Annotated in this window: 24 protein-coding genes, 1 tRNA gene and 1 riboswitch; of the genes, 16 read left to right on the top strand and 9 right to left on the bottom strand. The window is 62.3% G+C overall.

The genetic code is table 11. The annotated features are described in order from the left end of the window. Positions 1-302: 302 nt before the first annotated feature. Both ACRQDJ_RS08175 and ACRQDJ_RS08170 read right to left on the bottom strand, forming a co-directional pair. Complete coding sequence (locus ACRQDJ_RS08175; RefSeq protein WP_435713606.1) at positions 303-944, bottom strand: nucleotidyl transferase AbiEii/AbiGii toxin family protein; 642 nt, start codon at positions 942-944, stop codon at positions 303-305. After that, the gene (locus ACRQDJ_RS08170) at positions 919-1,272 is read right to left on the bottom strand and encodes a hypothetical protein (RefSeq protein ID WP_284904797.1); all 354 of its coding nucleotides are present in this window, start codon (positions 1,270-1,272) and stop codon (positions 919-921) included. Before ACRQDJ_RS08170 ends, ACRQDJ_RS08175 begins: the two co-directional genes overlap by 26 nt. A 227-nt stretch (positions 1,273-1,499) precedes the next feature. On the opposite strand from ACRQDJ_RS08170, the gene ACRQDJ_RS08165 reads away from it, so the two are divergent. Continuing rightward, positions 1,500-1,865 carry a hypothetical protein gene (locus ACRQDJ_RS08165; RefSeq protein WP_284904796.1) on the top strand — a complete coding sequence of 122 codons (366 nt, stop codon included), beginning with the start codon at positions 1,500-1,502 and terminating at the stop codon, positions 1,863-1,865. Positions 1,866-1,912: 47 nt separating this feature from the next. On the opposite strand, the gene ACRQDJ_RS08160 is transcribed toward ACRQDJ_RS08165, so the two are convergent. Together ACRQDJ_RS08160 and ACRQDJ_RS08155 are read right to left on the bottom strand one after the other, a co-directional pair. Continuing rightward, on the bottom strand, positions 1,913-2,512 hold the full coding sequence (locus ACRQDJ_RS08160) for a hypothetical protein (protein WP_284904795.1): 600 nt from the start codon (positions 2,510-2,512) through the stop codon (positions 1,913-1,915). A 170-nt stretch (positions 2,513-2,682) separates the two neighbouring features. After that, a complete protein-coding gene (locus tag ACRQDJ_RS08155) occupies positions 2,683-2,817 on the bottom strand; it encodes a hypothetical protein (RefSeq protein WP_284904794.1) in 135 nt (44 codons plus the stop codon). A 136-nt stretch (positions 2,818-2,953) separates the two neighbouring features. Here ACRQDJ_RS08155 and ACRQDJ_RS08150 point away from each other — a divergent pair, with 136 nt between their 5' ends. Beyond that, positions 2,954-3,301 carry a type II toxin-antitoxin system RelB/DinJ family antitoxin gene (locus tag ACRQDJ_RS08150; RefSeq protein ID WP_350309603.1) on the top strand — a complete coding sequence of 116 codons (348 nt, stop codon included), beginning with the start codon at positions 2,954-2,956 and terminating at the stop codon, positions 3,299-3,301. Positions 3,302-3,446: 145 nt separating this feature from the next. On the opposite strand, the gene ACRQDJ_RS08145 is transcribed toward ACRQDJ_RS08150, so the two are convergent. Beyond that, a tRNA-Gly gene (locus ACRQDJ_RS08145) sits at positions 3,447-3,520 on the bottom strand. A gap of 250 nt (positions 3,521-3,770) precedes the next feature. Here ACRQDJ_RS08145 and dcd point away from each other — a divergent pair. From dcd to ACRQDJ_RS08090, 11 genes are all read left to right on the top strand, one after another. Then, a complete protein-coding gene (gene dcd, locus ACRQDJ_RS08140; RefSeq protein ID WP_026428605.1) occupies positions 3,771-4,370 on the top strand; it encodes a dCTP deaminase in 600 nt (199 codons plus the stop codon). Between the two features lie 322 nt (positions 4,371-4,692). Further along, positions 4,693-7,818, top strand: a complete 3,126-nt coding sequence (locus tag ACRQDJ_RS08135) for a Na+/H+ antiporter subunit A (RefSeq protein WP_435717985.1) — start codon at positions 4,693-4,695, stop codon at positions 7,816-7,818. Continuing rightward, complete coding sequence (locus ACRQDJ_RS08130) at positions 7,815-8,399, top strand: Na(+)/H(+) antiporter subunit C (RefSeq protein WP_051278270.1); 585 nt, start codon at positions 7,815-7,817, stop codon at positions 8,397-8,399. Before ACRQDJ_RS08135 ends, ACRQDJ_RS08130 begins: the two co-directional genes overlap by 4 nt. After that, a complete protein-coding gene (locus ACRQDJ_RS08125) occupies positions 8,396-10,183 on the top strand; it encodes a Na+/H+ antiporter subunit D (RefSeq protein ID WP_284904791.1) in 1,788 nt (595 codons plus the stop codon). The genes ACRQDJ_RS08130 and ACRQDJ_RS08125 overlap by 4 nt, the downstream gene beginning before the upstream one ends. After that, on the top strand, positions 10,180-10,815 hold the full coding sequence (locus ACRQDJ_RS08120) for a Na+/H+ antiporter subunit E (protein WP_087069996.1): 636 nt from the start codon (positions 10,180-10,182) through the stop codon (positions 10,813-10,815). The genes ACRQDJ_RS08125 and ACRQDJ_RS08120 overlap by 4 nt, the downstream gene beginning before the upstream one ends. Then, entirely contained in the window at positions 10,812-11,279 is a 468-nt protein-coding gene (locus tag ACRQDJ_RS08115) for an MrpF/PhaF family protein (protein ID WP_284904790.1), read from the top strand. The genes ACRQDJ_RS08120 and ACRQDJ_RS08115 overlap by 4 nt, the downstream gene beginning before the upstream one ends. Then, entirely contained in the window at positions 11,276-11,680 is a 405-nt protein-coding gene (mnhG, locus tag ACRQDJ_RS08110) for a monovalent cation/H(+) antiporter subunit G (protein ID WP_284904789.1), read from the top strand. The genes ACRQDJ_RS08115 and mnhG overlap by 4 nt, the downstream gene beginning before the upstream one ends. Positions 11,681-11,749: 69 nt before the next feature. After that, positions 11,750-12,019: a DUF4235 domain-containing protein gene (locus tag ACRQDJ_RS08105; protein WP_016441870.1), complete on the top strand. Its 270-nt coding sequence runs from the start codon at positions 11,750-11,752 to the stop codon at positions 12,017-12,019. Positions 12,020-12,115: 96 nt separating this feature from the next. After that, a riboswitch (TPP riboswitch) is annotated at positions 12,116-12,226 on the top strand. 38 nt (positions 12,227-12,264) lie between these two features. Further along, positions 12,265-13,311: a thiamine ABC transporter substrate-binding protein gene (locus ACRQDJ_RS08100; RefSeq protein ID WP_284904788.1), complete on the top strand. Its 1,047-nt coding sequence runs from the start codon at positions 12,265-12,267 to the stop codon at positions 13,309-13,311. Then, on the top strand, positions 13,308-14,993 hold the full coding sequence (locus tag ACRQDJ_RS08095; protein ID WP_284904787.1) for an ABC transporter permease: 1,686 nt from the start codon (positions 13,308-13,310) through the stop codon (positions 14,991-14,993). Before ACRQDJ_RS08100 ends, ACRQDJ_RS08095 begins: the two co-directional genes overlap by 4 nt. Continuing rightward, entirely contained in the window at positions 14,977-15,618 is a 642-nt protein-coding gene (locus ACRQDJ_RS08090; protein WP_284904786.1) for an ABC transporter ATP-binding protein, read from the top strand. Before ACRQDJ_RS08095 ends, ACRQDJ_RS08090 begins: the two co-directional genes overlap by 17 nt. 22 nt (positions 15,619-15,640) lie before the next feature. Here ACRQDJ_RS08090 and ACRQDJ_RS08085 read toward each other — a convergent pair whose 3' ends face one another. The 4 genes from ACRQDJ_RS08085 to ACRQDJ_RS08070 form a co-directional block, all read right to left on the bottom strand. Further along, positions 15,641-16,522, bottom strand: a complete 882-nt coding sequence (locus ACRQDJ_RS08085; RefSeq protein WP_284904785.1) for a patatin-like phospholipase family protein — start codon at positions 16,520-16,522, stop codon at positions 15,641-15,643. Positions 16,523-16,594: 72 nt separating this feature from the next. Then, a complete protein-coding gene (locus tag ACRQDJ_RS08080; protein WP_016441865.1) occupies positions 16,595-17,947 on the bottom strand; it encodes a DUF4921 family protein in 1,353 nt (450 codons plus the stop codon). Between the two features lie 80 nt (positions 17,948-18,027). Continuing rightward, complete coding sequence (locus tag ACRQDJ_RS08075; RefSeq protein WP_087069990.1) at positions 18,028-18,537, bottom strand: general stress protein; 510 nt, start codon at positions 18,535-18,537, stop codon at positions 18,028-18,030. A gap of 192 nt (positions 18,538-18,729) precedes the next feature. Continuing rightward, entirely contained in the window at positions 18,730-19,662 is a 933-nt protein-coding gene (locus ACRQDJ_RS08070; protein WP_016441863.1) for an ROK family glucokinase, read from the bottom strand. A 279-nt stretch (positions 19,663-19,941) separates the two neighbouring features. Here ACRQDJ_RS08070 and dnaK point away from each other — a divergent pair, with 279 nt between their 5' ends. From dnaK to ACRQDJ_RS08055, 3 genes are read left to right on the top strand one after another with little or no spacing between them, the layout of a single operon-like run. Further along, entirely contained in the window at positions 19,942-21,819 is a 1,878-nt protein-coding gene (gene dnaK / locus ACRQDJ_RS08065) for a molecular chaperone DnaK (RefSeq protein WP_284904784.1), read from the top strand. Continuing rightward, on the top strand, positions 21,819-22,592 hold the full coding sequence (locus ACRQDJ_RS08060; protein ID WP_284904783.1) for a nucleotide exchange factor GrpE: 774 nt from the start codon (positions 21,819-21,821) through the stop codon (positions 22,590-22,592). The genes dnaK and ACRQDJ_RS08060 overlap by 1 nt, the downstream gene beginning before the upstream one ends. A 59-nt stretch (positions 22,593-22,651) precedes the next feature. Beyond that, positions 22,652-23,668, top strand: a complete 1,017-nt coding sequence (locus ACRQDJ_RS08055) for a DnaJ C-terminal domain-containing protein (RefSeq protein ID WP_284904782.1) — start codon at positions 22,652-22,654, stop codon at positions 23,666-23,668. The last annotated feature ends 78 nt before the right edge of the window (positions 23,669-23,746 follow it).

Below are 23,746 nucleotides of genomic sequence, written 5' to 3'. Positions count from 1 at the left end.
GTTGGCTTGTTCGGCGCTGGAAGCTCCCGTGGGGGAAGCTGGATCGGCGAGCGCGGGTGTGCCGCCGAAGAATATAAGGGTGGCCGCCAGGGTGGCACCCGCTATCTTACGAAAAGAGGTCACGAGATCCCTTCCTTATTTCCCAATCGTTGAACAATGAATACAACATTGATTTGAATAGAGAATTCGTATCATTATTCTAATCCGCAGGTCAGAGGGTTGAAAACCGATTCCCTGTGACGTATGACCAGGTCTTTTATTGCTGGCGAATGTGCGGGTAACAGAGAGGGGTGGGTGCCGCCTTACCTGTTCAGGCTTGTATGCCACTGGGCGTAGCGTTCTTGAATGGCGTGGAATTCTTCTTCGGAGATGCCGTACTGGGCTACCTCGTCGAAGTCCACGTAAGCGCAGGCTTCTAAGCGCTGAATAAAGAATCCCATGTCGAATCCGAGATCGCTTTCCTTGGCGAGGGTGATGAGCTGGTCGTCGGTATGGCGCCCGCTTCGGCGAAGTGAATCCACATCCAAATAGTCACGCGGTTCTGCGCGGGAAAACAACGCGGCGACTTTGCTGCCCGCGGCATCTTCCTCCGCCAGAACTGGGCCGATATGTAACGTAGTCGGAGGGAAGCCACGCCAATCAACACCCATATCGATGGATAAAACGTTATCTCCGTCGGAGATGACCAGGTTGGCGTACTGGCCGCTTGCGTGCGTCGTCGCAACCTTGAAGCCGTATTCGATGCACGTTTCCACTACCTTCTGGTACGCCAGCGGGAACGTATCTGCATGCTTCTGGACGGTGAAAAGGTCGATATCTTCGGTGGGGCGCGTAATAATCCCGTGCTCACGTAGCGCTCCCGAGCCGCACAGAACGAAGCCGTACTCGTTGATCTTCGAGAGGATGAGGCGGGTGAGTTTACGCTGAAATTCGAGATTTTCCATGGAAGATCCGATTCTCCGGCAGCTCTGGGAATTTTGATTCCCACATCTCGTAGACGCGCCACGGCAAACTAAGTGTTGGCCAGACCTGCATGAGGAGTTCCCGATTGAGCCAGCGCTCCTGTTGCTCGGTAGTTCCCTCGTTGATCAACGCTGTATAACCGCGCTTGATGAGGCCGTTGCTTTCAAGATGGATCGTCTGAGAATTTGGTGCCCAGATGATCGAGTGGTCGAGGTAGAGAGTGCCACCCATGCCAGGGCCACGAAGCGCATTCAGAGAAGAGGGCAGTTCATAATGCTTGCGTTGTGAATAGGGTGCAATATCACGCATGCGGCCTCCTTTCTGGTTCTTCCCCCATCCTAGAGGGGAGGAGCGCCGCCGGCCATAGTGGGAACAATTAAATTGAATGCCGCGCAGAATAAATGCGATAAAATTATGCGTAACATCGTTATGTAGGGGTGCGGTTATGTAGGCACAAGGAGGTGCGAGTTATGGCACGGCTACATGTGAGAAGGCGGTGGTCCTTCTTCGATGATAGGAGCCGCCACTATTTGAGCGTGAACGGAAAGAAACGCCCGGAAGTACTGCTTCCCGAACGCGATAATGTTTTTGAGGTGGGCGACGGCGCCTGCGTTGCCCAGGTGCGAACGCTGGTTCCCCTCAAGAGCAATCCCGTATCTTTCTCCGCCGCGGAAGGTGATGACGTCTATCTCAGCTATCGCCTCAAGAAGGGAGCCATTATTGGCCTTATTGTGCTATTTGGCGCGGTGGCGGCCCTGCCCTTTGTGGTGAAGTCCGTGGATCGTATGATTCTGCTGCCGGTGGCCGGGGTATGCCTGATCGTGCTGCTGGTGCTGTCGTTCACCGTTTTTTCGACGATGTACACGCTCAAAATAGAGGACTCATCCAGAGTGGCTGTGTAGCCAACCGTGCGGGCCAGCTTCCCGTAGCCATGTGTGCTGGCAGCGGGCTAGGCGGCGTCGTCGTTCTTATCGGGAATGCACTGCGTTGTTGACGAAATACGCTGGGCTCCGCGATGGTCGGCGAGCCAGCGCTGGCCGTTAACGTCCGTGAAACAGAAACGGAAGTTTTCGTTGATAACGGCGCGCGGGGGCCGGTCGCCGAAAAGTGCGTCGCCGTAGGTGCCCACGTACTCGGCTTTTTCTTTCGGCGGGAGCGTGGGGAACGTGATTTCGTAGCCGGCGGCGGTTTGCCGGAATTCGTGATAGTGGTCGGCGGAGACGGTGAGGCCGTCGAGCGGTGCGGGCAGTGCGAGCGTGAGGTCGAAAACCGGGTTGGGGGAGGCGTTGTGGAAACTCGAGGTGATCTGCCGGCCGATTTTCCCGGTGTCGGTGCGGTGTTCCTCCGCGGTGATCTTATTTTGGGTGAAGGCCTGGTTGGCCTGGGAGAACTGCTCGGCTTTGATCGCCTCGTGGCGGTCGTAAATATTCAAGCCGAGGACGGCCACCGCGATAACCACCGAAATCAGCGAGAGCGTTTCGGATAGTGGCAGCCAGCCGCGCCGCTTCCTGCGCGGCTGTTCAGTGCCGATGGCCTTCTCCTCATCCATGCGGTTATCCCTTTTCTGCCTGTTTTCGAATCGTAGCCGCGCTTGGCGTGACTGATGCCGGCGCCGTGCAGCTCGGGCCCGCAGCGTGGGCCCACAGTGCGCGGCCACCGATGAATTTTAGCGGTTGGGGTTGTGGTGATAAAGGTCTATGGCGGGCATGCTTAGGTACTTCACTTCGCCAGTTCCTCGTACACGTGCGCATTTGTTCTTATGAGGGCGGCTGAGGCCTTCGCGAGCTCGGCATCGTCTGGCTGTGTGGTCTCATTGATCTTGGCAGATTCTGCGCATTCATTAGTCACCGTCATCCCTCCTTGGAGGTTGGTGGTAGTGCTGATGCTTCGATTCTAAGCCGCAATTCTCGTTGAGGATTTTCTTTGTTCAGCGGTTCCGCTCACTGCGGCCAGCTGGCGGCGTGGAACTTTTGTGTTTCGTGGCGGCTGGATGGCACAGCTAGACGCTTGCTGGTGCACTAACAAATGCCCCAAACTGTCAGTGCGATCAACGGCTGGAGGAGAAATGGCGTCGAGTAGTCTTACTATCCGTCTTGATAGCGAATTGAAGGATGGGGCGGCAAGTGTCGTGGAATCCTACGGGCTAGACCTATCGTCCGTTGTGCGAGCGTTTTTCACCGAAATGGTGAACACTAACTCGATTCCTTTGTCTTTCGATTACAAGCGCCCGAACGAGGAAAGCCTTCGAGCTATTCATGAGACTCGGGAAATGATTGCCTCGGGCAGCGGTAAAAGTTATGAGACTGGACGCGACCTCATTGAAGCGGCCTTGACATGAGCAGGCGCCTACAGGCGAAATTCGCTCCGGCATTCAGCAGAGACCTCAAAAAGAAAGCCACCAAACGGCAATGGAACCTTGCGGAACTGGAAAACGAACCGGATCTCATGACGAGCTGTTTCGTCGGTGAGCGGTAAGCCTAAGGTGGAGCGGGCGACGGGAATCGAACCCGCCTCTGCAGCTTGGGAAGCTGCCATTCTACCGATGAACTACGCCCGCGAGAGCGGTGAAACCTCACGCACGCGGCCGAACCGCAGGCGCGAAAGAATCACTAGGTGATTATCCTAGCGTGCCATCCCCGCCAGCGCAAAGCGCGTTCGTGGCTTAGTGCTTGCGGCACGTGTTGCTCAGTTCCCGCGGCACGTGCGGTCCAGCGCTCGCGGCGCAAAGCGCGCCCGAATTGCTTCAATTACTCCATATACCGCCGCGCGGGTGGCGCCCACCCGCGCGGGCGTGTCAGAATCTAGGCGTGTTACTTTCCGATGTTGATATTTTGCGCTCCGTGAGCGAGGGCCGCATCGCCCTGCACCCCTGGGATCCGGCGATGGTGCAGCCCTCCTCCATCGATATTCACCTCGACCGCTTCTTCCGACTCTTCGATAACCACAAATACCCGGTCATCGACCCGGCCGCGGACCAGTCCGACCTCACGCGCCTGGTAGAAGTCCCCGCCGACGGCGAATTCGTTTTACACCCGGGAGAGTTCGTGCTCGGCTCCACTTTTGAGCAGGTCACCTTGGGGAACGACGTCGCAGCTCGCCTGGAAGGAAAATCCTCCCTCGGGCGCCTGGGACTCCTCACCCATTCCACTGCCGGATTCATCGACCCGGGCTTCTCCGGGCATGTCACCCTTGAGCTTTCCAATACGGCAACGATGCCGATTAAGCTCTACCCGGGCATGAAAGTGGGCCAGTTCTGCTTCTTCCAGCTCTCCTCGGCGGCCAATAATCCCTACGGAGCTGGCGCAAGCGGTTCGCGCTACCAGGGTCAGCGCGGCCCCACGGCCTCGCGCTCCCACCTTAATTTCCACCGTATCGACGTGACCCACTACCCGGAAGCCGATAACTAAACTCCAGCCTTAGTACAACGCATCTGGCGCACCGCACGAAGCGTGCCGCATCTAGCAAACTGCCCGAAGCGCGCCAGCCTTAGCAAGCCTCGCGCTCCCAAAGCAAGCCCGGCCGCGCGGTCTCATCGAGAGCGGAAACACGGGACACTCCCGCATATTTTCGCTACTGTAATGATGTTCCATGCGTTAACAACGAGCTCCACCGCCTAAGAAACCGGCGCCCGCACCTACCAGCTGCATCGCGCCAGGTCACCCGCGGAGGGGCTCCGTGGCGTATGTTCGGCACGCGGCGCACGTAGAACACGTAGCGCACCCCGCGTGCATGGCAAAGGTCGAAGGGACGGAGGCTGCCGTGGCATACGTGCTCCTGCTATTTGCGGTGGGGGCACTGTGTGCACCGCTCGTGATGCAGCGCGGGCGTTTCGGCTTCGCAATCCTCGCCCTCCTCCCGGCTGGCACCTTCCTCTGGCTTCTCAGCTTCATTCCCCGCATCCTCCGTGGTGATGTTTACCAGCAGTCCCTCACCTGGGTACCCCAACTGGGCATGGACCTCGATATCCGCATCGATGCCCTCGGCCTGCTCCTCGCCCTCATCGCCACCGGCGTGGGCGCGGCGGTGCTCTTCTACTCGGCGCGGTATTTCAAACGCGATGCCTCCTACCTGGGCCGATTCGGCGCGATCTTCGTGGCTTTCGCCGGCGCGATGCTCGGCCTGGTCACCACGGATAACACCATCGCCCTCTATATTTACTGGGAACTCACCACAGTCTTTTCCTTCCTCCTCATCGGCCACTATTCCGACCGCCAATCCTCGCGGCGCGCGGCCTTCCAGGCCATTATTGTGACCACGGCCGGAGGGCTGGCTATGCTGGGCGGAATTACCATGCTCGGCGTCATGCCCGGGGGGTCCTTCTCGCTGCACGAGCTCGTGGTGGCTTCCCACGAAGCAACAATCTCCCCGGGGAATTCCGCGCTGCTTACGAGCGCCGTCGTACTTGTACTTATCGGGGCGTTCTCCAAATCCGCCCTGGTGCCTTTCCATTTCTGGCTGCCGGCCGCCATGGCCGCGCCCACGCCGGTCTCCGCCTACCTGCACGCCGCGGCGATGGTCAAAGCCGGGGTGTACCTGGTGGCGCGCCTGGCCCCCGGTTTCGCGCATAACCCGGCCTGGCACTGGATGGTGATCATCCTCGCCTCCTACACGGTGCTGCTAGGCGGCTACCGGGCCCTCAAACAAACCGATATCAAATTGGTGACCGCTTTCGGCACGGTCTCCCAGCTCGGGCTCATTATTCTGTTCGTTGGCTACGGGGATTCCGCGATGCTGCTGGCCGGGCTCATGCTGCTGCTGGCCCACTCCCTCTTCAAATCCGCGCTCTTCCTTTCCGTGGGCATCGTGGACGTGTGCACCGGCACCCGTGACCTGCGCGAACTATCGAATGTGGGCCGCAATATGCCCGCGGTTGCCACTTTTGCGGGGATGGCGGATGCCTCCATGATGGGCTTCCCTCCTTTCGCGGCCTTCGTGGCGAAAGAAGGTGCGCTCGGTGCGCTGTGGGGCGGGAGCGCCACCGATATTGCGGTGCTTGTGCTCATCGCGGTGGGTTCGGCGCTCACGGTGGCTTACGGCCTGCGTTTTTGGTGGGGTGCGTTCATGCGCAAACCGCGCGTGGAAGATACCGAGGTGCGTGACGTTTCCGCGGTCATGATCTGGCCCGTGGGTATTTTGGCGACGGCGGGCCTGGTGGCCGGGCTCGCAACCACGCCCATCAGCACCTTCCTGGAGCAGTACCTGGCCCAATACCCGGTACTAGCCCCCTACCAGGGCCACCTGCACCTGTGGTCCGGCTTCAACGGGCCCTTCCTGGTGACCCTCGCCATCCTCGCGACCGGCTGCCTCCTCTTCTGGCAGCGCCACCGCATTTCCGCCTTCACCCAGCGCCACGCCATCCGCACCAGCGCCGAGGAAGCCTACCAGCGCATCGTTTCGGGCACCGAACGTTTCTCCATGACCGTCACCGCCCGCACCCAATCCGGTTCGCTTCCCACCTACCTCCTCACCATTTTCTGGTTCCTGCTCATTACCGTGGGAATCGCGCTGCTCACCAACCCGGTGGGCACCCTGGTGGTGCCGCGGCTCTTCGATAGCTGGGCGCAGGCCGCGGTGGCCGTGGTTGGCTGCCTGGGCGTGCTGCTTGCCGCGGCTTCCCGCCACCGCCTCAAGGCTGTGATCCTCATGGGAATCGGCGGCTACGCCGTGGCCCTCACCTACGAGATCTACGGGGCCCCGGACCTGGCTCTCACCCAGGTGCTTTCCGAAACTCTCACGCTCGTGGTCTTCGTGCTGGTGCTGCGCCGCCTACCCTCCTACTTCTCTTCCCGCCGCACCAAAGGCACCCAGCGCTTCCGCATTGTTTTCGCGGCCATCATGGGGCTGCTTTTCGCGGGGCTCGCCTATCTCGCGGCCGGGGTGCGCACCCACGCCCCGATTTCGGAGCTCTTCGCCGACGAAGGCTTCCGCTTCGGATACGGGCGCAATATCGTCAATGTCACCCTCGTGGATATCCGGGCGTGGGACACCATGGGTGAGACCTCCGTGCTGGTGGTCTGCGCCGTCGGCATCGCCTCCCTCCTCTTCGTACGCGACCGTTTCGGCGGCACAGACCGGCTGCGCAATATCCTCGGCGCGAAAAGCGAACGGGCGCAACGCTGGCGCCGCCTGGGCGAGGACCCGGCGGAATACGTGCGCAACTCGGTGCGCGCGGAAGAAGAAGCGCGGCGTTCGGGGCGCAACCGGGTCTGGCTCGCCTCCGCGAACCGCCCGGGCGTGGCCTCCCGCCCGATGATGCTGCAAATCGGCACCCGCCTGGTCTTCCACACCATCCTCATTATTTCGCTCTTCTTCCTCTTCGCCGGGCACAATATGCCGGGCGGCGGCTTCGCTGGCGGACTGCTGGCCGGCATCGCCTTGACCTTGCGCTACCTGGCCGGCGGGCGTTTCGAACTGGGCGCCACCCTCCCCATCCTCCCCGCCCACCTGCTGGGAACCGGGCTGGGCCTGGCCACTCTTTCCTCGCTCGCCCCGATCCTGTTGGGCGGTAACCCGCTGCAAACCGCGAAAATCGATATGGTACTTCCGATTTTTGGGGACGTTCATTTTACGACGGCGCTCATCTTTGACACCGGCGTCTATATCGCGGTTGTTGGTCTGGTCGCCGAAATTCTGCGGTCCCTCGGCGCGGAAATTGACCGGCACGGGGAAATGGAAGAAGGCGTGTGGGATGCCGATATTCGCATCGAACCCTCCCACGACGCCCGCCAGAACCTGCGCGAAGAAATGGAATCCCAAGCCGGCCTCAGCGAGCGCACCTCCCCGCAACAGGAAGCCGAGCGCCTGGCTATGGCCGCCGAACAGCGCGATGCAGCAACGGAAGGAGAGCAGCAATGAGCGTATCTCTCGCCCTCATCCTCATGTGCGGGGTTTTCGTTGCGGTAGGCGTCTACCTTATTTTGGAGCGCTCCCTCTCGCGGGTCATCCTCGGGCTGGGCTGCCTTTCCAACGGCGTCAATATTCTTTTCCTCATCGCGGGCGGCCGCACCGGCAACCCGCCCTTTATCGGCAACGGCTCGCCGGATCTGTGGGCGGATCCGCTGGTCATGGCCATGATGCTCACCGCCATCGTGATTACCTTGGCCACCACCGGCTTCCTGCTGGCCATGGCCTACCGCACCTGGCAGCTGCGCGATGATGACGAAGTGCGCGACGACGTGGAGGATCGCGCCGTCGCCGTTCGCCAGCAACTGGAAGAAAGCAGCCAGCGATCCGAAGTGGGAACAGACTTGCAGGAAACCTCCGCGGAATTCCGCGACGAAACCGATACCCCGGCCCCGCGTTTCGGGCGCCTGGGCCGCTGGAACCGCCGGCATCCCAAACGCCGCCGGCACCGCTACGTGGCCAACCCGAATGCCACCCACGGCGTGGACGGCTCGCTGGGAAACGGTAAAAATGCGGGAGGTGCGCGGCGATGATTTCCTGGCTGCTAGCCGTTCCCATTGTGCTGCCCCTGCTGGCCGCCGGGGTGCTCCTGGCGATTCCGCGCCGGCGCCGCGTGCAGGCCTGGACCGCGGTGGGGATGCTCTCCATCGTCCTTGTGGTCGCGGTCATTCTGCTCTTCGTTTCCGCGCGCGGCCCCATCACCCTGGACGTGGGCAATTGGGCGGCGCCCGTGGGCATTTCCCTGGTGGCCGACCGGCTCTCCACGATTATGCTCACCACCTCGGTCACGGTGACCCTCATCGTGCTGGTGTATTCGGTTTTCCAGGGCGTGGCAGATGGCGAACGCGGCGCCCCCACCTCGGTGTACTACCCGGCCTTCATGATTCTTTCCGCCGGGGTCTCCGATGCTTTCCTCACCGGCGATCTGTTCAATATGTACGTCGGCTTTGAGATCCTGCTGGCCGCCTCCTTTGTGCTCCTCACCATGGGCGGCACGGCCGAACGCATGCGTTCCGGCTCGGTTTACGTGATCGTCTCCATGGTCTCCTCCCTCATCTTCCTCACCGCACTCGGCCTCACCTACGCCGCGGTGGGCAGCGTGAACCTGGCCGACCTGGCCGTTAAACTCCCGCAGGTGGATCCGGGAATGCGCATGGTCCTCCAGATCCTCTTCCTCGTGGCCTTCGGCCTGAAAGCCGCGATTTTTCCGCTGGCCGCCTGGCTGCCCGACTCCTATCCCACCGCATCCGGCCCGGTCACGGCGGTATTCGCCGGCCTGCTCACCAAAGTGGGCGTGTACGCGATTATCCGCACCCAGGTGCTGCTTTTCCCGGGCGGGCGCCTGGACGATATCCTCGCCGGCTTCGCGGTGGCCACCATGCTCATCGGTATCCTCGGCGCGATCGCGCAGGAAAATATTAAACGTCTGCTTTCCTTCACCCTGGTCAGCCATATTGGCTACCTCATCTGGGGTATCGCCATCTCCACCGAAGCCGGGCTTTCTTCCACGATTTTCTACGCCGTGCACCATATAGTGGTGCAGACCGCGCTGTTCTTGGTGGTGGGCCTCATCGGTTGGGTGGCAGGAACGACGTCGCTCGTGCGGCTCGGCTCCATTATGCGAGCGGCCCCCATGGTTGCGGTTCTCTATTTCCTTCCCGCGCTCTCCCTGGGCGGTATTCCGCCGCTGTCCGGATTCCTCGGGAAAGTGGGGTTGCTGGAAGCGAGTGCCGCGCGCGGAACCCCGATTGACTGGGTGCTTATTGCGGCCGGCCTGGTCACCTCGCTCCTCACGCTTTACGCCGTGATCCGCGCCTGGAATATGGCTTTCTGGCAGGAGGCTCCGGCGGAGCTGCCCTCCACCACCTACCCGAGCGGCATGGTGATTTCCGCCTCTGGGCTCATCGCGGTCATGCTCGGTATTACCTTCGCGGCCGCGCCGCTGCGCTCGTTTACCGACGGTGCCGCCGCCGAGCTGGAAGCCCGCACCCCCTATATCAGCGCGGTGCTTCCCGATTGGGATCGCGGCACCGGGATTTCCCCGGAGGTGGATGAAGAAACCGTGGTGCCCCACGAGGATTCCACCCCGGATACCGGCACCTTCACCCAAACTCCCGAACCGAAGGAAAGCCCGCGCCTGCTGCGCTCCCCGAGTCCCACGCCCGCGGCCACACTGGTGCCGACCGGCGCACCCGTGCCGAGCGGTGCGCCGTCGTTCCACACACCTGCGCCCGCGGCGGTTCCCGCGCAAGGTCCCACGCCCGTTCCCGCGCAAGGTCCCACGCCCGTTCCCACAGTTTCCGGAGGTGAGCAATGAGTCGCGATAGTGAAGCAATCCGCCTGGTCACCCGGCGCGAAGGCCGTTTCCCGAGCGCCTCCCTGGGGGTGCTGGTATGGCTGACCATTGTGTGGGTGCTGCTGTGGGGGCAGGTGAGCGCCGCCAATATTGTGGCCGGTTTTGCCCTCGCCCTCCTCGTGACTGAAGTGGCGCCTTTCCCCACCGCGTCTTTCGATGGGCGGTTCCGCATCTGGGGTGTGATCCGGCTGGTTGCGATTTTCGTGCGTGACCTCGTGCATGCCTCCTGGCAGCAAGCCTGGTTTATTCTGCGGCGCGCCACCCCGCGCGGCGCGGTGATCCGCGTGCGACTGCGCTCCCACTCCGATGCCTACCTGGCGATTACCGCCGGGATGTCCACCCTGGTGCCCGGCTCGCTCGTCATCGATACCGACGCCGCCACGGGCACCCTCTATGTGCATGTCTTTGACGTGGGCATGGCCGGGGGAGTGAGCGCGGCGCACCAATCGGTACTCGACCTGGAGGAGCGGGTGCTGCGCGCTTTCGCCTCCCGCAGCGAGCTGGTGCAGGCCGGATTCGTGCCCGGCTCCAGCCCCAAGGCCGGGCGTTTGCCCGTTCCCTTCGCTCCCGATAGTTCCGGAGGTGAACGGTGATTATTGTGATGGTGATCTGCGGGGTGCTGCTGACCATCTCCGCGCTGCTGGTGACGGTTCGCATCGTCAAAGGCCCCACGGTCCTTGACCGGGTGGGGGCGCTCGATGTTATCACCTCGATTATGGTGGGGGCGCTCTGCCTGCTCGCGGCGGTGACCCGGCGAGCGGATTTGCTGGCGGTATTCGTCGTCGTCGCCATTGTTGGTTTCCTCGGATCCGTGGCCGTGGCACGCTTCATCCGGCCCGTGGACCAAAACGACCCGAAGGAAATGCGGCGCCTCGAAAAGGCGAACAAACGCGAAACAACCGACGAAGAAGAAGACGAAAGCCCCGCCCACGATCCGGACCGCGAGCCGCCCGCCGCGGGCCGCATCCACCCGGATACCGCTCGCCTTCCGAAACCGGATGCCGCGGGCCGTGCGCAACCGGATACCGCGGGCGCGCAGGAAGGAGCCCGGCCGTGAGCCCCTGGGATATTATCGGCGCCGCGCTCATGCTGGCCAGCGCCACCCTCACTTTCGTGGCCGCCATCGGCATGTTCCGCTACCCGGACCTCATGACGCGCCTGCACGTGGCCACCAAACCGCAGGTCCTCTCCCTGATCATGGGTTGTCTGGGCGCGGCCTGCCTGGTGCGTGACCCCTCGATGACGTGGACGCTGCTCCTCGTGATCGGCTGTCAGCTCATCACCTCGCCCATCTCCGCGCATATGCTCTCGCGCGCCGGGTACCGCACCGGCCGCATCGATTCGGATGCCATGGTTGTGGACGAATTGCGCGAGGACCTGCGCTTCGGGCGTGGGCTGAGTCATAATAGTTCTGGACAGGAGAAGAATTCCGCGCGGGGGAGCACCTCCACGCACTAATGATCGAGGGCGGTGCCGGGTGCCCGGCCGCATCTGGCCGGGGCCGCGCCGCGCGAAGAAAGGGACGTTATGGATATCGGTTGGAAAGTTGTGAGCGCGGGCGTGGGAGTGCTCTCGGGGATCGTCGCCAATAAAATCGTGGACGTGGTGTGGAAGGGCATTTCCGGGCGGGAGATTCCCGATTCGGAGGATCCGAACGCGCCGCTCGTGGACGCGGTGATTTTCGCGGTGGTGTCGGCCGGGGTGGCCGCGGCCGTTTCCCAGCTCACCCAGCGCCAGGCCGCCAAATGGTACGGTAAGGGCGAAGTGATCGATTCGCAGGCGCGCGCCCGGGCCTAAGGTTCGCGCGGCGCCGATCCGGTTCCGTGCCCGTGTCGGCACCGATCCGCACCGCCGCCGCAGGCGTGAAAATACGGGACCTCCGTACTAGACTGGACGGCACGACAGGGGAGCGCAGCAGCGCTGAGAGTGCGGCCGGCACGCGGCACGCAGACCCTCGAACCTGATCCGGTTAGTACCGGCGAAGGGAGTCGAGATCTCTCCTCCGCACCGCGGAGACCCTCCTTATATCCTGAGGAGGATGCATGGTCCAGAAAAATAGGCACGGCGCCCGCGCACTTGCGGCCGCCGCGATGGTTGCGGCACTGGCCCTGGCCGGCTGCTCAAAGAACGACGACGCCGCCTCTCCGGCAGCGAGCGATCAGCCCACCACAGTTCGGGTGGTCAGCCACGAATCATTCAACCTTCCCGATGAGCTCATCGCCCGCTTCGAGAAAGAATCCGGGTACACCATCGTGAAATCAGCACCCGGGGATACCGGCCAGGTTGTTAACCAATTGGTCTTGGCGGATGGCAAACCCGGTGCGGATATGGTGTTCGGGGTGGATACCTATACCGCCTACCAGGCGCTTGATGGTAACACCATCGCCGATTATTCTTCCCCGAAACTCCCCGCGGGAGTGACCGCCCTGGAAGGGAAACTCAATCCCATCGACCAGGGCGAAGTCTGCGTGAATTACGACCGCGAGTGGTTCACCCAGAAAAATATGATTCCGCCCCTGAGTTTCGCCGATCTTTCCCGCCCCGAATACGCCGGGCTGCTCGCGGTGGAAAACCCGGCGCTTTCCTCGCCCGGCCTGGCTTTCCTGGCCGCGACCGCCCACGTTGCCGGGGGAACGGAGGGGCTCTCCCAGCTGTGGGGCCAGCTACTCGGGGCCGGCACCCGCATTTCCGGTTCGTGGACGGATGCCTACTACACCGATTTTTCCGGTTCGGAAGGCAAGGGAAACTACCCGCTGGTGGTTTCCTATTCTTCCTCCCCGGCCGCTGAAAACGGGCGCACCGGCGTGATCGAATCGACCTGCGTACGCCAGGTGGAATACGCCGGGGTACTGCGCGGGGCAGAGAACCCGGAAGGCGCGCAGGCTTTTATCGACTTCCTGCTTTCCGAGGATGTTCAGAAAGCCATCCCGGAGTCGATGTACGTGTATCCGGTGGCCGATGTGGAACTGCCCGCGAGCTGGCAGCAGCACGCCCCGCGTGTCACGGACCCCATCGTGCTGGACGCTAAAGAAGTGGGCACCCAGCGCGCCGAATGGATCCGCGCCTGGCGTGACACCGCAGGAATGTGAGTAACGCATTCCGTATCCCGCGCCCGCACGGAGCTTCCCTGGTGGTTGCCCTCGCGCTCGCGGTCCCGCTATTTTTCCTCGCGGTGTTCTTCCTGTGGCCGGTGGTGGCGATGCTCGCGCGCGGGCTCGTCACCCCGGCCGGGGTGGATACCGCGGGTTTTGCCGCCGAGCTCACCCGCCCGCGCACCTGGAAAGTCGCCGGGCAAACCCTGTGGATGGCAGCGGCCAGCACCGCGTTCTCGGTAATGCTCGGGCTTCCCCTCGCCTATGTGCTTTACCGGCTGCGCCTTCCCGGGGTGCGGGTGGTGCGGGCCTTCGTGGTGGTGCCTTTCGTGCTCCCCACCGTGGTGGTGGGTACCGCGTTCCGGGCGCTGCTGCGCGCGGACGGCCCCTACGGTTTCCTCGGCTGGGATTCCAGCCCGTGGGCGGTGGTCGCGGCCATGGTTTTCTTCAATACCGCGGTGATTTCGCGGACGGTGGGGCCGCTGTGGGCGGCGCTTCCCCCGCACGCGGAGGCGGCCCGTACCCTGGGCGCCTCCCCGTGGCGGGCTTTCCGTACCGTCACCCTTGTGGAATTGGCCCCGGCTATTACGTCCGGCGCGGCTATTGTCTTTTTATTTTGTTCGACGTCGTTCGGAATCGTCCAAACTTTAGGTGCGCCCGGCTACGGGACCCTCGAAACTGAAATCTGGGTGCAAACTACCACCTTCCTTGATTTACGGGCTGCGGCGGTGCTTTCGCTGCTGCAAGTGGTGATCGTTGGGATTGCCACCGCGGTGGCGGCCCGGGCCACCCGGCGCACTTCGGCGGCCTTGCGCCTGCGCCCGGCCGCCCGGAGGAAGGTGAGCCGGAGTGATATTCCGGCGCTGCTCATCAGCGCGGCTACCGTTATTTTCCTTATTGGAGCCCCGCTCCTCACCTTGGTGGCGCGCTCCTTCCAGCGTTCGGGTACCTGGACGCTGGAGAACTACCGCAATCTCATCGGTTCTTCCGGATTCTCGGGGGTCTCGGCTTCCGATGCGCTCCGGAATTCTTTGACAACGGGCCTGAGCGCTGCCGCACTTGCCCTGCTCCTCGGGGCGCTGCTGGCTTTCGCGTTGGCTTCTCCGTGGGCTCCGCCGCGGCCGGTGAGTGCGGCGGCGGAAGGGATCGCCCTGCTGCCGCTGGGGGTTTCCGCGGTGACGGTCGGTTTCGGATTATTCCTCACCATTCGCATGCTTGTACCTTCCGCGCAGGTGCTCGTGCCGGTGGCACAAGCGGTGGTGGCCCTTCCCCTCGTGGCCCGGGTGATCCTCCCGGTGGTGCGGGCCATCGACCCGCGCCTGCGCGAGGCCGCCGCCACCCTGGGGGCCGGCCCGGGGAGGGTCTGGAGAAGTATCGACCTGCCCTTGGCTGCCCGCGCGCTCGCGGTGGCGGCAGGTTTCGGCCTGGCCATTTCTTTAGGGGAGTACGGTGCCACATCCTTCCTGGCCACCAGTGATTCCACCACGCTTCCGGTGCTGATCGGCCAGCTCCTGGGGAGGCCCGGGGCGGAAAATTACGGGACCGCGATGGCGGGGGCGGTGATGCTCGGTACGGTCACCGGGGGCCTGATGGCACTGAGTGAAATGGCGGCGCCTGCCGGGGCTGCGTCGTCGTTATTAACGCAGCAGAAAGGAAAGCTTCGTGTTAGAACTTCGTGACGTGTCGGTGCGTTACCCGGACGGTTTCGAGGCGGTGCGCGGCGTGAATCTGAGCGTGGAGTCGGGCACGACCGTGGCGCTGCTGGGGGCGTCCGGTTCGGGGAAATCCTCGCTGTTGCGCGGGATCGCCGGGCTGGAAGCGGTGCGCGGGCAGGTGCTGATCGACGGCGCTGATATGACGGCGGTTCCCACCCATCGGCGCGGGGTGGGCATGGTTTTTCAGGACGGGCAGCTTTTCCCGAATCGCAGCGTGGGCGGAAATATTGCCTACGGGATTGAGAAGGGCCGTTCGCGCGCCGAGGTGGCAGCGGAGGTCGAGCGCTGGCTGGAGCTGGTGGAACTCAGCGGTTATGCCAAACGGGCGGTCACGACTCTTTCGGGTGGGCAAGCCCAGCGGGTGGCTCTGGCGCGTTCCCTGGCGGCGCGCCCGCGGGTGCTGCTCCTGGACGAACCGCTTTCCGCCCTCGATACCCGCCTGCGGGAGGACCTGGCGGTATTCCTGCGCCGGGTGCTGCAAAAGGCCGGCACGACGGCGGTCTACGTGACCCACAATGATGCCGAAGCGGCGACCGTTGCCGACCGGGTGGTGCGCATGGATAGCGGGCGGCTGGTTGCCGCAGGTTAACTAATCTTCCTGAACAGTGCAGCTAAACCCCGAGGAAGCGCAGGATCGCGGCGAAGTCCTCGTTGATCTGGGCGGTGCCGGCCGTGAAAGAGGCTTCCAGCTTCGCCACAGTGGTTTCCCTATTCGAAGTCAGCTGGTGGCGCGGGAAGTAGAGATAGGCCCACCCCTGCGCTTCCAGATCGAAAAGATGGGCCCGGGTGGCGTTGTACTTTGTGGCGCGTTCCTCCAGCGCGGTAATGAGGTGGGGGTATTTGCGGAAAGCCGCCCGGATCAGCGCACTTGCCTTTCGGGAAGGCGCTGGGCGCACGTAATCGCGCGGTTTCGTCATAATAACGACGGCGCGCTCGAAGCCAGCAGCCTCAGCGGCATCAATAGGTATACCCCCGGATGGCCCGAGCGCGCCGTCGGCATAAAGCTCACCGTCGAGCGTTACGAAAGGCATGATGCCGGGCATCGTTGAGGACGCCTGCACCCGCACCAACAGATCGTCAAGAACCTTAATATCGCCGCGGTGCCAGTGCACGGCGGCGCCGTCGCTCAAACGAAAAGCACTGATATCAAAATCTCCGGGCGTGGACTGGAAAGTCTTGAAATCAAAGGGAAGTGCCTGGCCCGGGCGCGACGTGTGAAGGTAAATATAATCCGAATTGAAGGCGCCCTTGCCGCTGAGGAAGGTCCGCCAGTTTCCGATATTCGGATCTGCCCCAAATTCCACGAAAGAACGCCGGGCCCGCAGCGGGTCACGGCTCAGGTAATTCGCCACGTGACTGGAACCCGCCGAAATCCCCGAAACATGCGGGAACTCCAGCCCGGCCTCGATGAGCTTGATAACCACCGGGGCGGTGGCGCTCGCGCGCATACCGCCGCCCTCAAAAACGAGGGCTGTCTCAGAAATCCGAGACATAAAGTCTCCTTTCTATGCGCCAGGTCGGGGCGGGTGCGGCCGCGAGTGAGGATGGCTCCGGCCGCGGTCCAACTACCTTCCGCGCACTCCTGATTCACCCATTCCGTAACGCAGCGAATTGACTTCGCAGCTGCATTCGGTGGCGATATTGATCGTGGAAGCAATCGCCCCTTCGGCGCGCAGCTCCAGCAGGCGGGGAACCACCCGATCCCGCAAGGACCACGGGTCAATGGTATTGACGTAGATCTTGGTGCCGCCTTCAAAACCGGCAAGGGTGGAGGTGCGCCACTTGAGGAGCACCCGCCACGGGGTTGCTACTTCCATATCCCGCGAAGGTGCGTACCATTCCTCATTCGTGGGAATATCCGGGCCGGTGGCCGCGTGCATGGCATGCACCAGATCCGAAACCGCGCGCAATTCATGGCGGGTGTGCTCGAAAGGCTGAGATGCTTCCGAACGCGACCACACTTCGAGGGTGGGATAGCGATGCCCGAACCCGGCGTAGGCCACCGCGTACTTGTTCTCCGCGATAACGAGATTGTGGTAGCCGGCGTAATCCACCCCGTACTCGTTGAAAATATTGGGGTTATCGCGCACCCGATCCACTTCGTAGCGGTGATTGACGGTGCGCTCATCAATGGAGACCAGCTGCTTATGGAGGTGTTCGAAGGAGGCACCGGCCGGCCGCAACCAATTCTGGAAGACCTGCACGTATTTGACGTAGCGGTTCTGCTCGTACAGATCGCGCATGGCATCCGCGGTAAGCAGGAAGTACCAGTAGTGCTCAGCCGGGGTGAGGGTACCCGAGCCAGCCCGATTCGCGGTGGAATCTGAACCTGGCACATAGTGGTGGCGCCCGATAATGAGGTCATGCCCGCCCCCGTAGAACGGCAGTGCGCTCAAGAGGCGCTCCCGCTCCGGAAGTGCATTCCAGGCATCCTCATCCATGCCCGAGGCAATGGCCTTGTTATGCGCCACGGAAAGCACGTGGGCGCGCCCGGCCGCATCCGAGGTGTAGCGCTCAAAAGCATCCTGGCGGCGGGTGGTGAGTTCGTACTGGTAGTTGGTGGTCCAGTACTGGAAAGGAACAATCTCAAAAAGATTGGGAACTCGCCGGAAATCCCACGGGTCCGCCAGGGAATCCACCGGGGCATCATAGGTGATCCGAGCTTCACCCGTGGCGGGGTTGCCAACGATGCGCGCCTTTTCCGGCGGTGTTTCCAGCACTCGATCCGCGCAGAAAGAACAGAAGTTTTCCGGGTGATCCGCACTCAGCGGTTCCGCGATGGGAACTTCCGCCTTGAGAGGCCGGTTAGCGCGGCCCGGCTGGGTCCACACTTCGGTACCGGAAAACGGGTTGATCTGTTTGATGGTCCCGTCCGGAAGCCGGGTAATAGGCGGGCGGATTTCGTGGCGTACAACCATAAGTTCCCCTCACGTTCGGCAGCAGAGCCACCCACCATAGTAGTGGGTAGCTCCGCTGCGAGCACGGTGAAGCTGAATTCTTAGCTCACCGAATACCCGGCCTGCGCCAAAGTTGCATAAGCCTCATTGACGAAAGCTCTACGCACCTGCACCTCATAAGAATTGGCGGTGGTGGCCCGCACCGAAGCGAAATCACGCCGCCCACCGGTAAACCCGTGCGAGATCGCACCCATAATGGCACCGAGCACCGCCCCGCAGGCAAGCCCGAAGAGGAGCACCTGCCAGAGCACCACGGCCGGCGCAAAAAGGATAAAGAAGAAGGAGAAGAAGAGGCCCCAGGAGGCCCCGCCCGCCGCGCCGTAGAGCGCGGCCTTCCCGGTAGTCAGGCGCCCGGTCACCTGCTCCACGCTTTCCAGATTCACGCCGACGATACGCACATTTTCCACCGGGAACCCGGCATCCGAGAGCGCATCTACCAGGCGTTCGGCCTGCCGGTAATCAGAAACTTCCGTAATGGTGCGGTAATCCGCGGCACTTTGTTCAGCGGCGCGCGCGGTGGCGGACGCGCCAGTAGTTATGTTTTCATTCATAGGCTCATCCTAAAGGTGGCCTATGACAGAAAAACCGCCCTCGAAACAAAAATCAGCTGCGCGCCGGAAATGCTCGCTAGCGGTGGAAACCGGGAAGCGTATTCCGGCGCGCAGCTCAGACGGTTACTTGCGGTTCTGTGCGCGCTAAATCGTACTGGCGTGCAGCTCACGCACGTTGGCTAGCCAGCCACGTTACTCAATCGTGGACAGATCCGCGGCGCCGATAATCCCGGCGTCGTTCCCGAGCCGCGCGAGGCGAATCTCCGGCAGCGTCCGGTATTTCGCCACGGGGAGAACTTCGGGGAATTCGCGTACCAGCGGATCAAGCACGAGCGAACCAGCCTCGCTTACCCCGCCGGCAATCACGAAGATTTCCGGATCGAAAATGGTGGCCATATCCGCCAAACCGATGGCATTCCAATGCGCGAGCTCATTGAAAACATCGAGGGCCATCTCATCGCCCTCCTGGGCGGCCGCGGTCACGGCCGGGCCGGTCACGCGCCCTTCGCCCAATTCCAGGATACGAGCGGCCCCGCTCGGGTAATTCGCGGCCCGTTCGGTGGCGAAACGCACCAGCGCACTACCCGAGCCCATCACTTCCCAGCACCCGCGCGATCCGCACCCGCACAGCGGCCCGTTCGGAACCATGTGGATATGCCCGATTTCCGCGCCGAAACCGAAAGCTCCGCGCAGCAGATTCCCGTTCATGATGACGCCGCCGCCCAGCCCGGTGCCGAGCGTCACCACAACGGCAGATTCCGCATCCGCGGCCGCACCGAAACGGTATTCGGCCCAGGCCGCCGCGTTAGCGTCATTTTCAACGACGACGGGCATGCCGGTGAGCTCAGCGATACGTGAACCGAGCCGTCCGTTCTGTAGGGGCACATTCGTGCCGTAGATCAACGTATCGCGATCCGCGGCGATATAGCCGGCCTGCCCGATTCCAACGGTGGTAGCCCCCGAGGATTTGAGGTCATTGACGCAGGCGGCGATGGTTGCGATAAAGGCCTCGGAATCCTGGCGCGGCGTGGGGCGCCGGACCCGCTGCAAAATTTCACCTTGTTCATTGACGACGCCGGCGGCCACCTTCGTGCCGCCAACATCCACACCGATGCTCAGAGTCATGGTGCAAGTCTACCTGGCGTGGCCAGCCGGATTCCGGGATGGCGCAGCGGCGTCGTCGTACCGAAAAAAGAGGGTGCGCAAGGACGTGACGTAGCTCGCGAAAAGTGGGCGGGAATAAAAACCATGCCCCTAAGGTTGAGTTAGGTGGACTCAAGAAAGGGCGAGCCGATTGGACATAGGTTCTCGGATCGTTCAGACTTGGAAGGAAACTTTGTCGAAGGGTCCGCGGCCGGTACCGCCGGTGTGCGGATCTGCGGCACGAATGCAGAAGGAGCAATCATGGCACGTGCAGTAGGTATTGACTTGGGAACAACCAACTCCGTGGTGGCCGTCCTCGAAGGCGGGGAACCCACGGTGATCGCGAATGCGGAAGGTGCGCGCACCACCCCGTCCGTTGTGGGCTTCTCTAAGAGCGGAGAAGTACTCGTGGGTGAAGTGGCCAAGCGCCAGGCTGTCACCAATGTTGATCGCACGATTTCGTCCGTCAAGCGCCATATGGGTGATGACTGGAAGGTTGATATTGACGGTAAGGAATACAACGCGCAGCAGATTTCCGCGTTTATTCTCCAGAAGCTGAAGAAGGATGCGGAAGCCTACCTGGGCGATACCGTCACCGATGCGGTTATTACCGTGCCGGCCTACTTCAATGACGCGCAGCGCCAGGCCACCAAGGATGCCGGCACTATCGCCGGCCTGAATGTGCAGCGTATCGTCAACGAACCCACGGCCGCGGCGCTGGCCTACGGCCTGGAAAAAGGCAAGGAAGACGAAACGATTCTGGTCTTCGATCTGGGCGGCGGCACCTTTGATGTTTCCCTCCTGGAAGTGGGCAAGGATGAGGATGATTTCTCCTTCATCCAGGTGAAGGCCACCTCCGGGGATAACAAGCTCGGTGGGGATGATTGGGATCAGCGCATCGTCAACTGGCTGGTTGATCAGGTGAAGAACGCCTCCGGTGTGGATCTGTCCAAGGATAAGATCGCGCTGCAGCGCCTCAAGGAAGCCGCGGAAAAGGCTAAGATTGAGCTGTCTGCCGCGACCTCCACCCAGATTTCGCTGCCCTATATTTCCATGAGTGAATCCGGGCCGATCCACGTGGATGAAACCCTCAGCCGCGCCAAGTTTGAGGATATGACCAAGGATCTGCTGGACCGCACCAAGACCCCGTTCATGAACGTGATTCGCGATGCGGGCATCCAGATTTCCGATATTGATCACGTGGTGCTGGTGGGTGGTTCCACCCGTATGCCGGCCGTGACCGAAGTGGTCAAGGAGCTCACCAACGGGCGTGAACCCAATAAGGGCGTCAACCCCGATGAGGTTGTGGCCGTGGGTGCGGCGCTGCAATCCGGTGTGATCACCGGGGACCGCAAGGATGTTTTGCTTATCGACGTCACCCCGCTCTCCCTCGGTATTGAAACCAAGGGCGGCGTGATGACCAAGCTCATCCAGCGCAATACCGCTATCCCCACCAAGCATTCGGAAACCTTCTCCACCGCGGAAGATAACCAGCCTTCGGTATCCATCCAGGTGTTCCAGGGTGAACGTGAGTTCACGCGCGATAACAAGCCGCTGGGTACCTTCGATCTGACCGGGATCGCGCCGGCTCCGTCCGGGGTGCCGCAGATCGAGGTCACCTTCGATATCGACGCCAACGGCATCGTGCATGTGTCCGCCCGTGATAAGTCCACCGGCAAGGAACAGTCCATGACCATTACCGGCGGTTCGGCCCTCTCCGAAGAGGAAATCAACCGCATGGTCAAGGAAGCTGAGGAACACGCCGCGGAAGATGCCAAGGCCAAGGAAGAAACCGATACCCGCAACCAGGCCGAGCAGACCGCGTACTCCATTGAGCGCCTGATCAAGGACAATAAGGACAAGCTCACCGATGCCACCGTCACCGAAGTGGAGGAGGCCATCGCCAAGGTACGCGAAACCCTCAAGGGCACCGGCAACGTGGAGGACGTCAAGAGCGCCCTGGCCGAACTCAACGAGAAATCGCAGAAGATCGGGCAGGAAATTTACGCGCAGGCCCAGGCCGCTGAGCAGAACGGCGGCGCGAATGCCTCCGGTGCCGCGGGTGGTTCCGGTGCGTCCGGTTCTTCTGACGACAATATCGTCGACGCCGAAGTCGTGGACGATGAGGAGAATAAGTAATGAGTGAGGACGATCTGAAGCGCAACGGCCCGGAAAGCGCGGAGGAGCCTGCTGTTAGTTCTGGTGCCGGGGAAAGCGCGGGCGCCGGTAACGGCGCGGGCGCTGTTTCTGGGAACGACGACGCAGCTACCGCCGCGGCCTCGCCGGCAGGTGAAGGTGAATCCGGCACGGGCACGGCTCAGGAACCCGAGGCGGGCGCGGCTGGCGCTGGAAAAGCTGGCGCGGCTGGCGCTGCCCAGGCATCCGATTCTCAGGAATCCGATGCTGAAGCTTCTAGTGCTGAATCCGGCGCAGGCGATACTGAGGCAGTTGCGGCCGATCCGCTGAGCGAAGCAATGGCGACCATTAGCACCCTGGAGGACCAGCTCAAACGCGCCCAGGCCTCGCTCTACAACACCGAGACGGAGTACACGAATTACGTGCGCCGCTCCAAGCAGGAAGCCGGAGCGCACCGTGATTCGGGCACTCTCAAGGTGATTGAGGCCTTGCTTCCGGTTCTTGATGATGTGGAGCTGGCTCGCCAGCACGGGGACCTGGAAGGCCCCACCGGCTTGATCGCGGAGAAGGTGGAGCAGATTCTCTTCTCCACCTTCAAGGTGGCGCGTTTCGGGGCGGTTGGTGATGAATTCGATCCGGAGTACCACGAGGCACTCATGAATCGATCCTCTGCGGAAGCCACCTCACAAACTATCGAGACGCTTATCCAACCCGGATACACCGTGGCGGATAAGGTGCTCCGCCCGGCCCGGGTGGGAGTGGTCTCACCGGAATAGTGGGGGGGGGCAGGCTTCACGCAATACACACAGCACGATAAGAAAGGGGAGGTGAGCATATGGCAGGGGCAAGCCAAGATTGGCTCGATAAGGATTTCTACCAGGAACTCGGCGTGAAAAAAGACGCCACCCAGGAGGATATTAAAAAGGCCTACCGGAAGCTATCCCGCCGTTACCACCCCGATCGGAATGGCGGCTCGAAGGACGCCGAAGAAAAGTTCAAGAGGGTGGGGGAGGCCTACCAAGTTCTCTCCAATCCGGAGGATCGCAAACAATACGATGCGATCCGGGCGCTCGGGGCCGGCGGGCCCCGCTTCCGGGCCGGTGGGCAAGGCAGCGGCGGTTTCGAGGACATCTTCTCCATGTTCTCCGGCGGGCGCGGTGGAACCTACCACGCCTCATCCTCCACGGGCGGCACCCGCGCAGGCGGCTTCGGCGGCAACTTCGAGGACGTGCTAGGCGGACTTTTCGGAGGCGGCCAGGGAGGCGGAGGTTTCGCCGGATTCGGCTCCCAGCGCCGAGCCCAGAAGGGTGCTGATATGACCGCCGCGGTCTCGCTCCCGCTCCGCCAGGCTGTGGACGGGGCCACCGTGAAAATCCAAACCGCTTCCGGCAAGTCCGTGACCGCGAAAGTCCCGGCCGGTGTGAGCGACGGCCAGAAAATTCGGATCGCTGGGAAGGGGCATCCGGGTCTCAACGGCGGGCCGGCTGGCGATATTATCGTCACCGTCCACGTGGAGCCCCACCCGGTTTTCGAGGTGCAGGGCAAAGATGTTTACGTCAATGTCCCGGTATCCTTCCCGGAAGCCGCTCTCGGGGCTACCGTAGAAGTACCCACACTGGCAGGGCACACCGTCCGGGTGAAAATCCCGGCCGGTTCCTCCACGGATAAAATTCTGCGGGTGCGCGGCAAGGGTCTCACGGCCAAAGGCACGGCCGGGGATATGTACGTGCGTCTCAAGGTCGTGGTCCCCACCCGGCTTTCGGATGACGCCCGCAAAACCGTGGAACTCTTCGCCAAGGCCACAGGCGATGCCGATCCGCGCACGGATTTCATTCGCATGGCCAAGGTCTAGGCGAAGTGCTAGCGAAGCTCATGCGAACAGCTAACCAAGCTAGCGTGAAGCACTAGCGAAGCGGCACAAGGAACGAAA

The organism is Actinotignum urematis (assembly GCF_051264595.1).
In the GTDB taxonomy this organism is placed as follows: Bacteria; Actinomycetota; Actinomycetes; order Actinomycetales; family Actinomycetaceae; genus Actinotignum; species Actinotignum timonense_A.
This window is presented reverse-complemented; position numbering and strand designations above follow the sequence as displayed.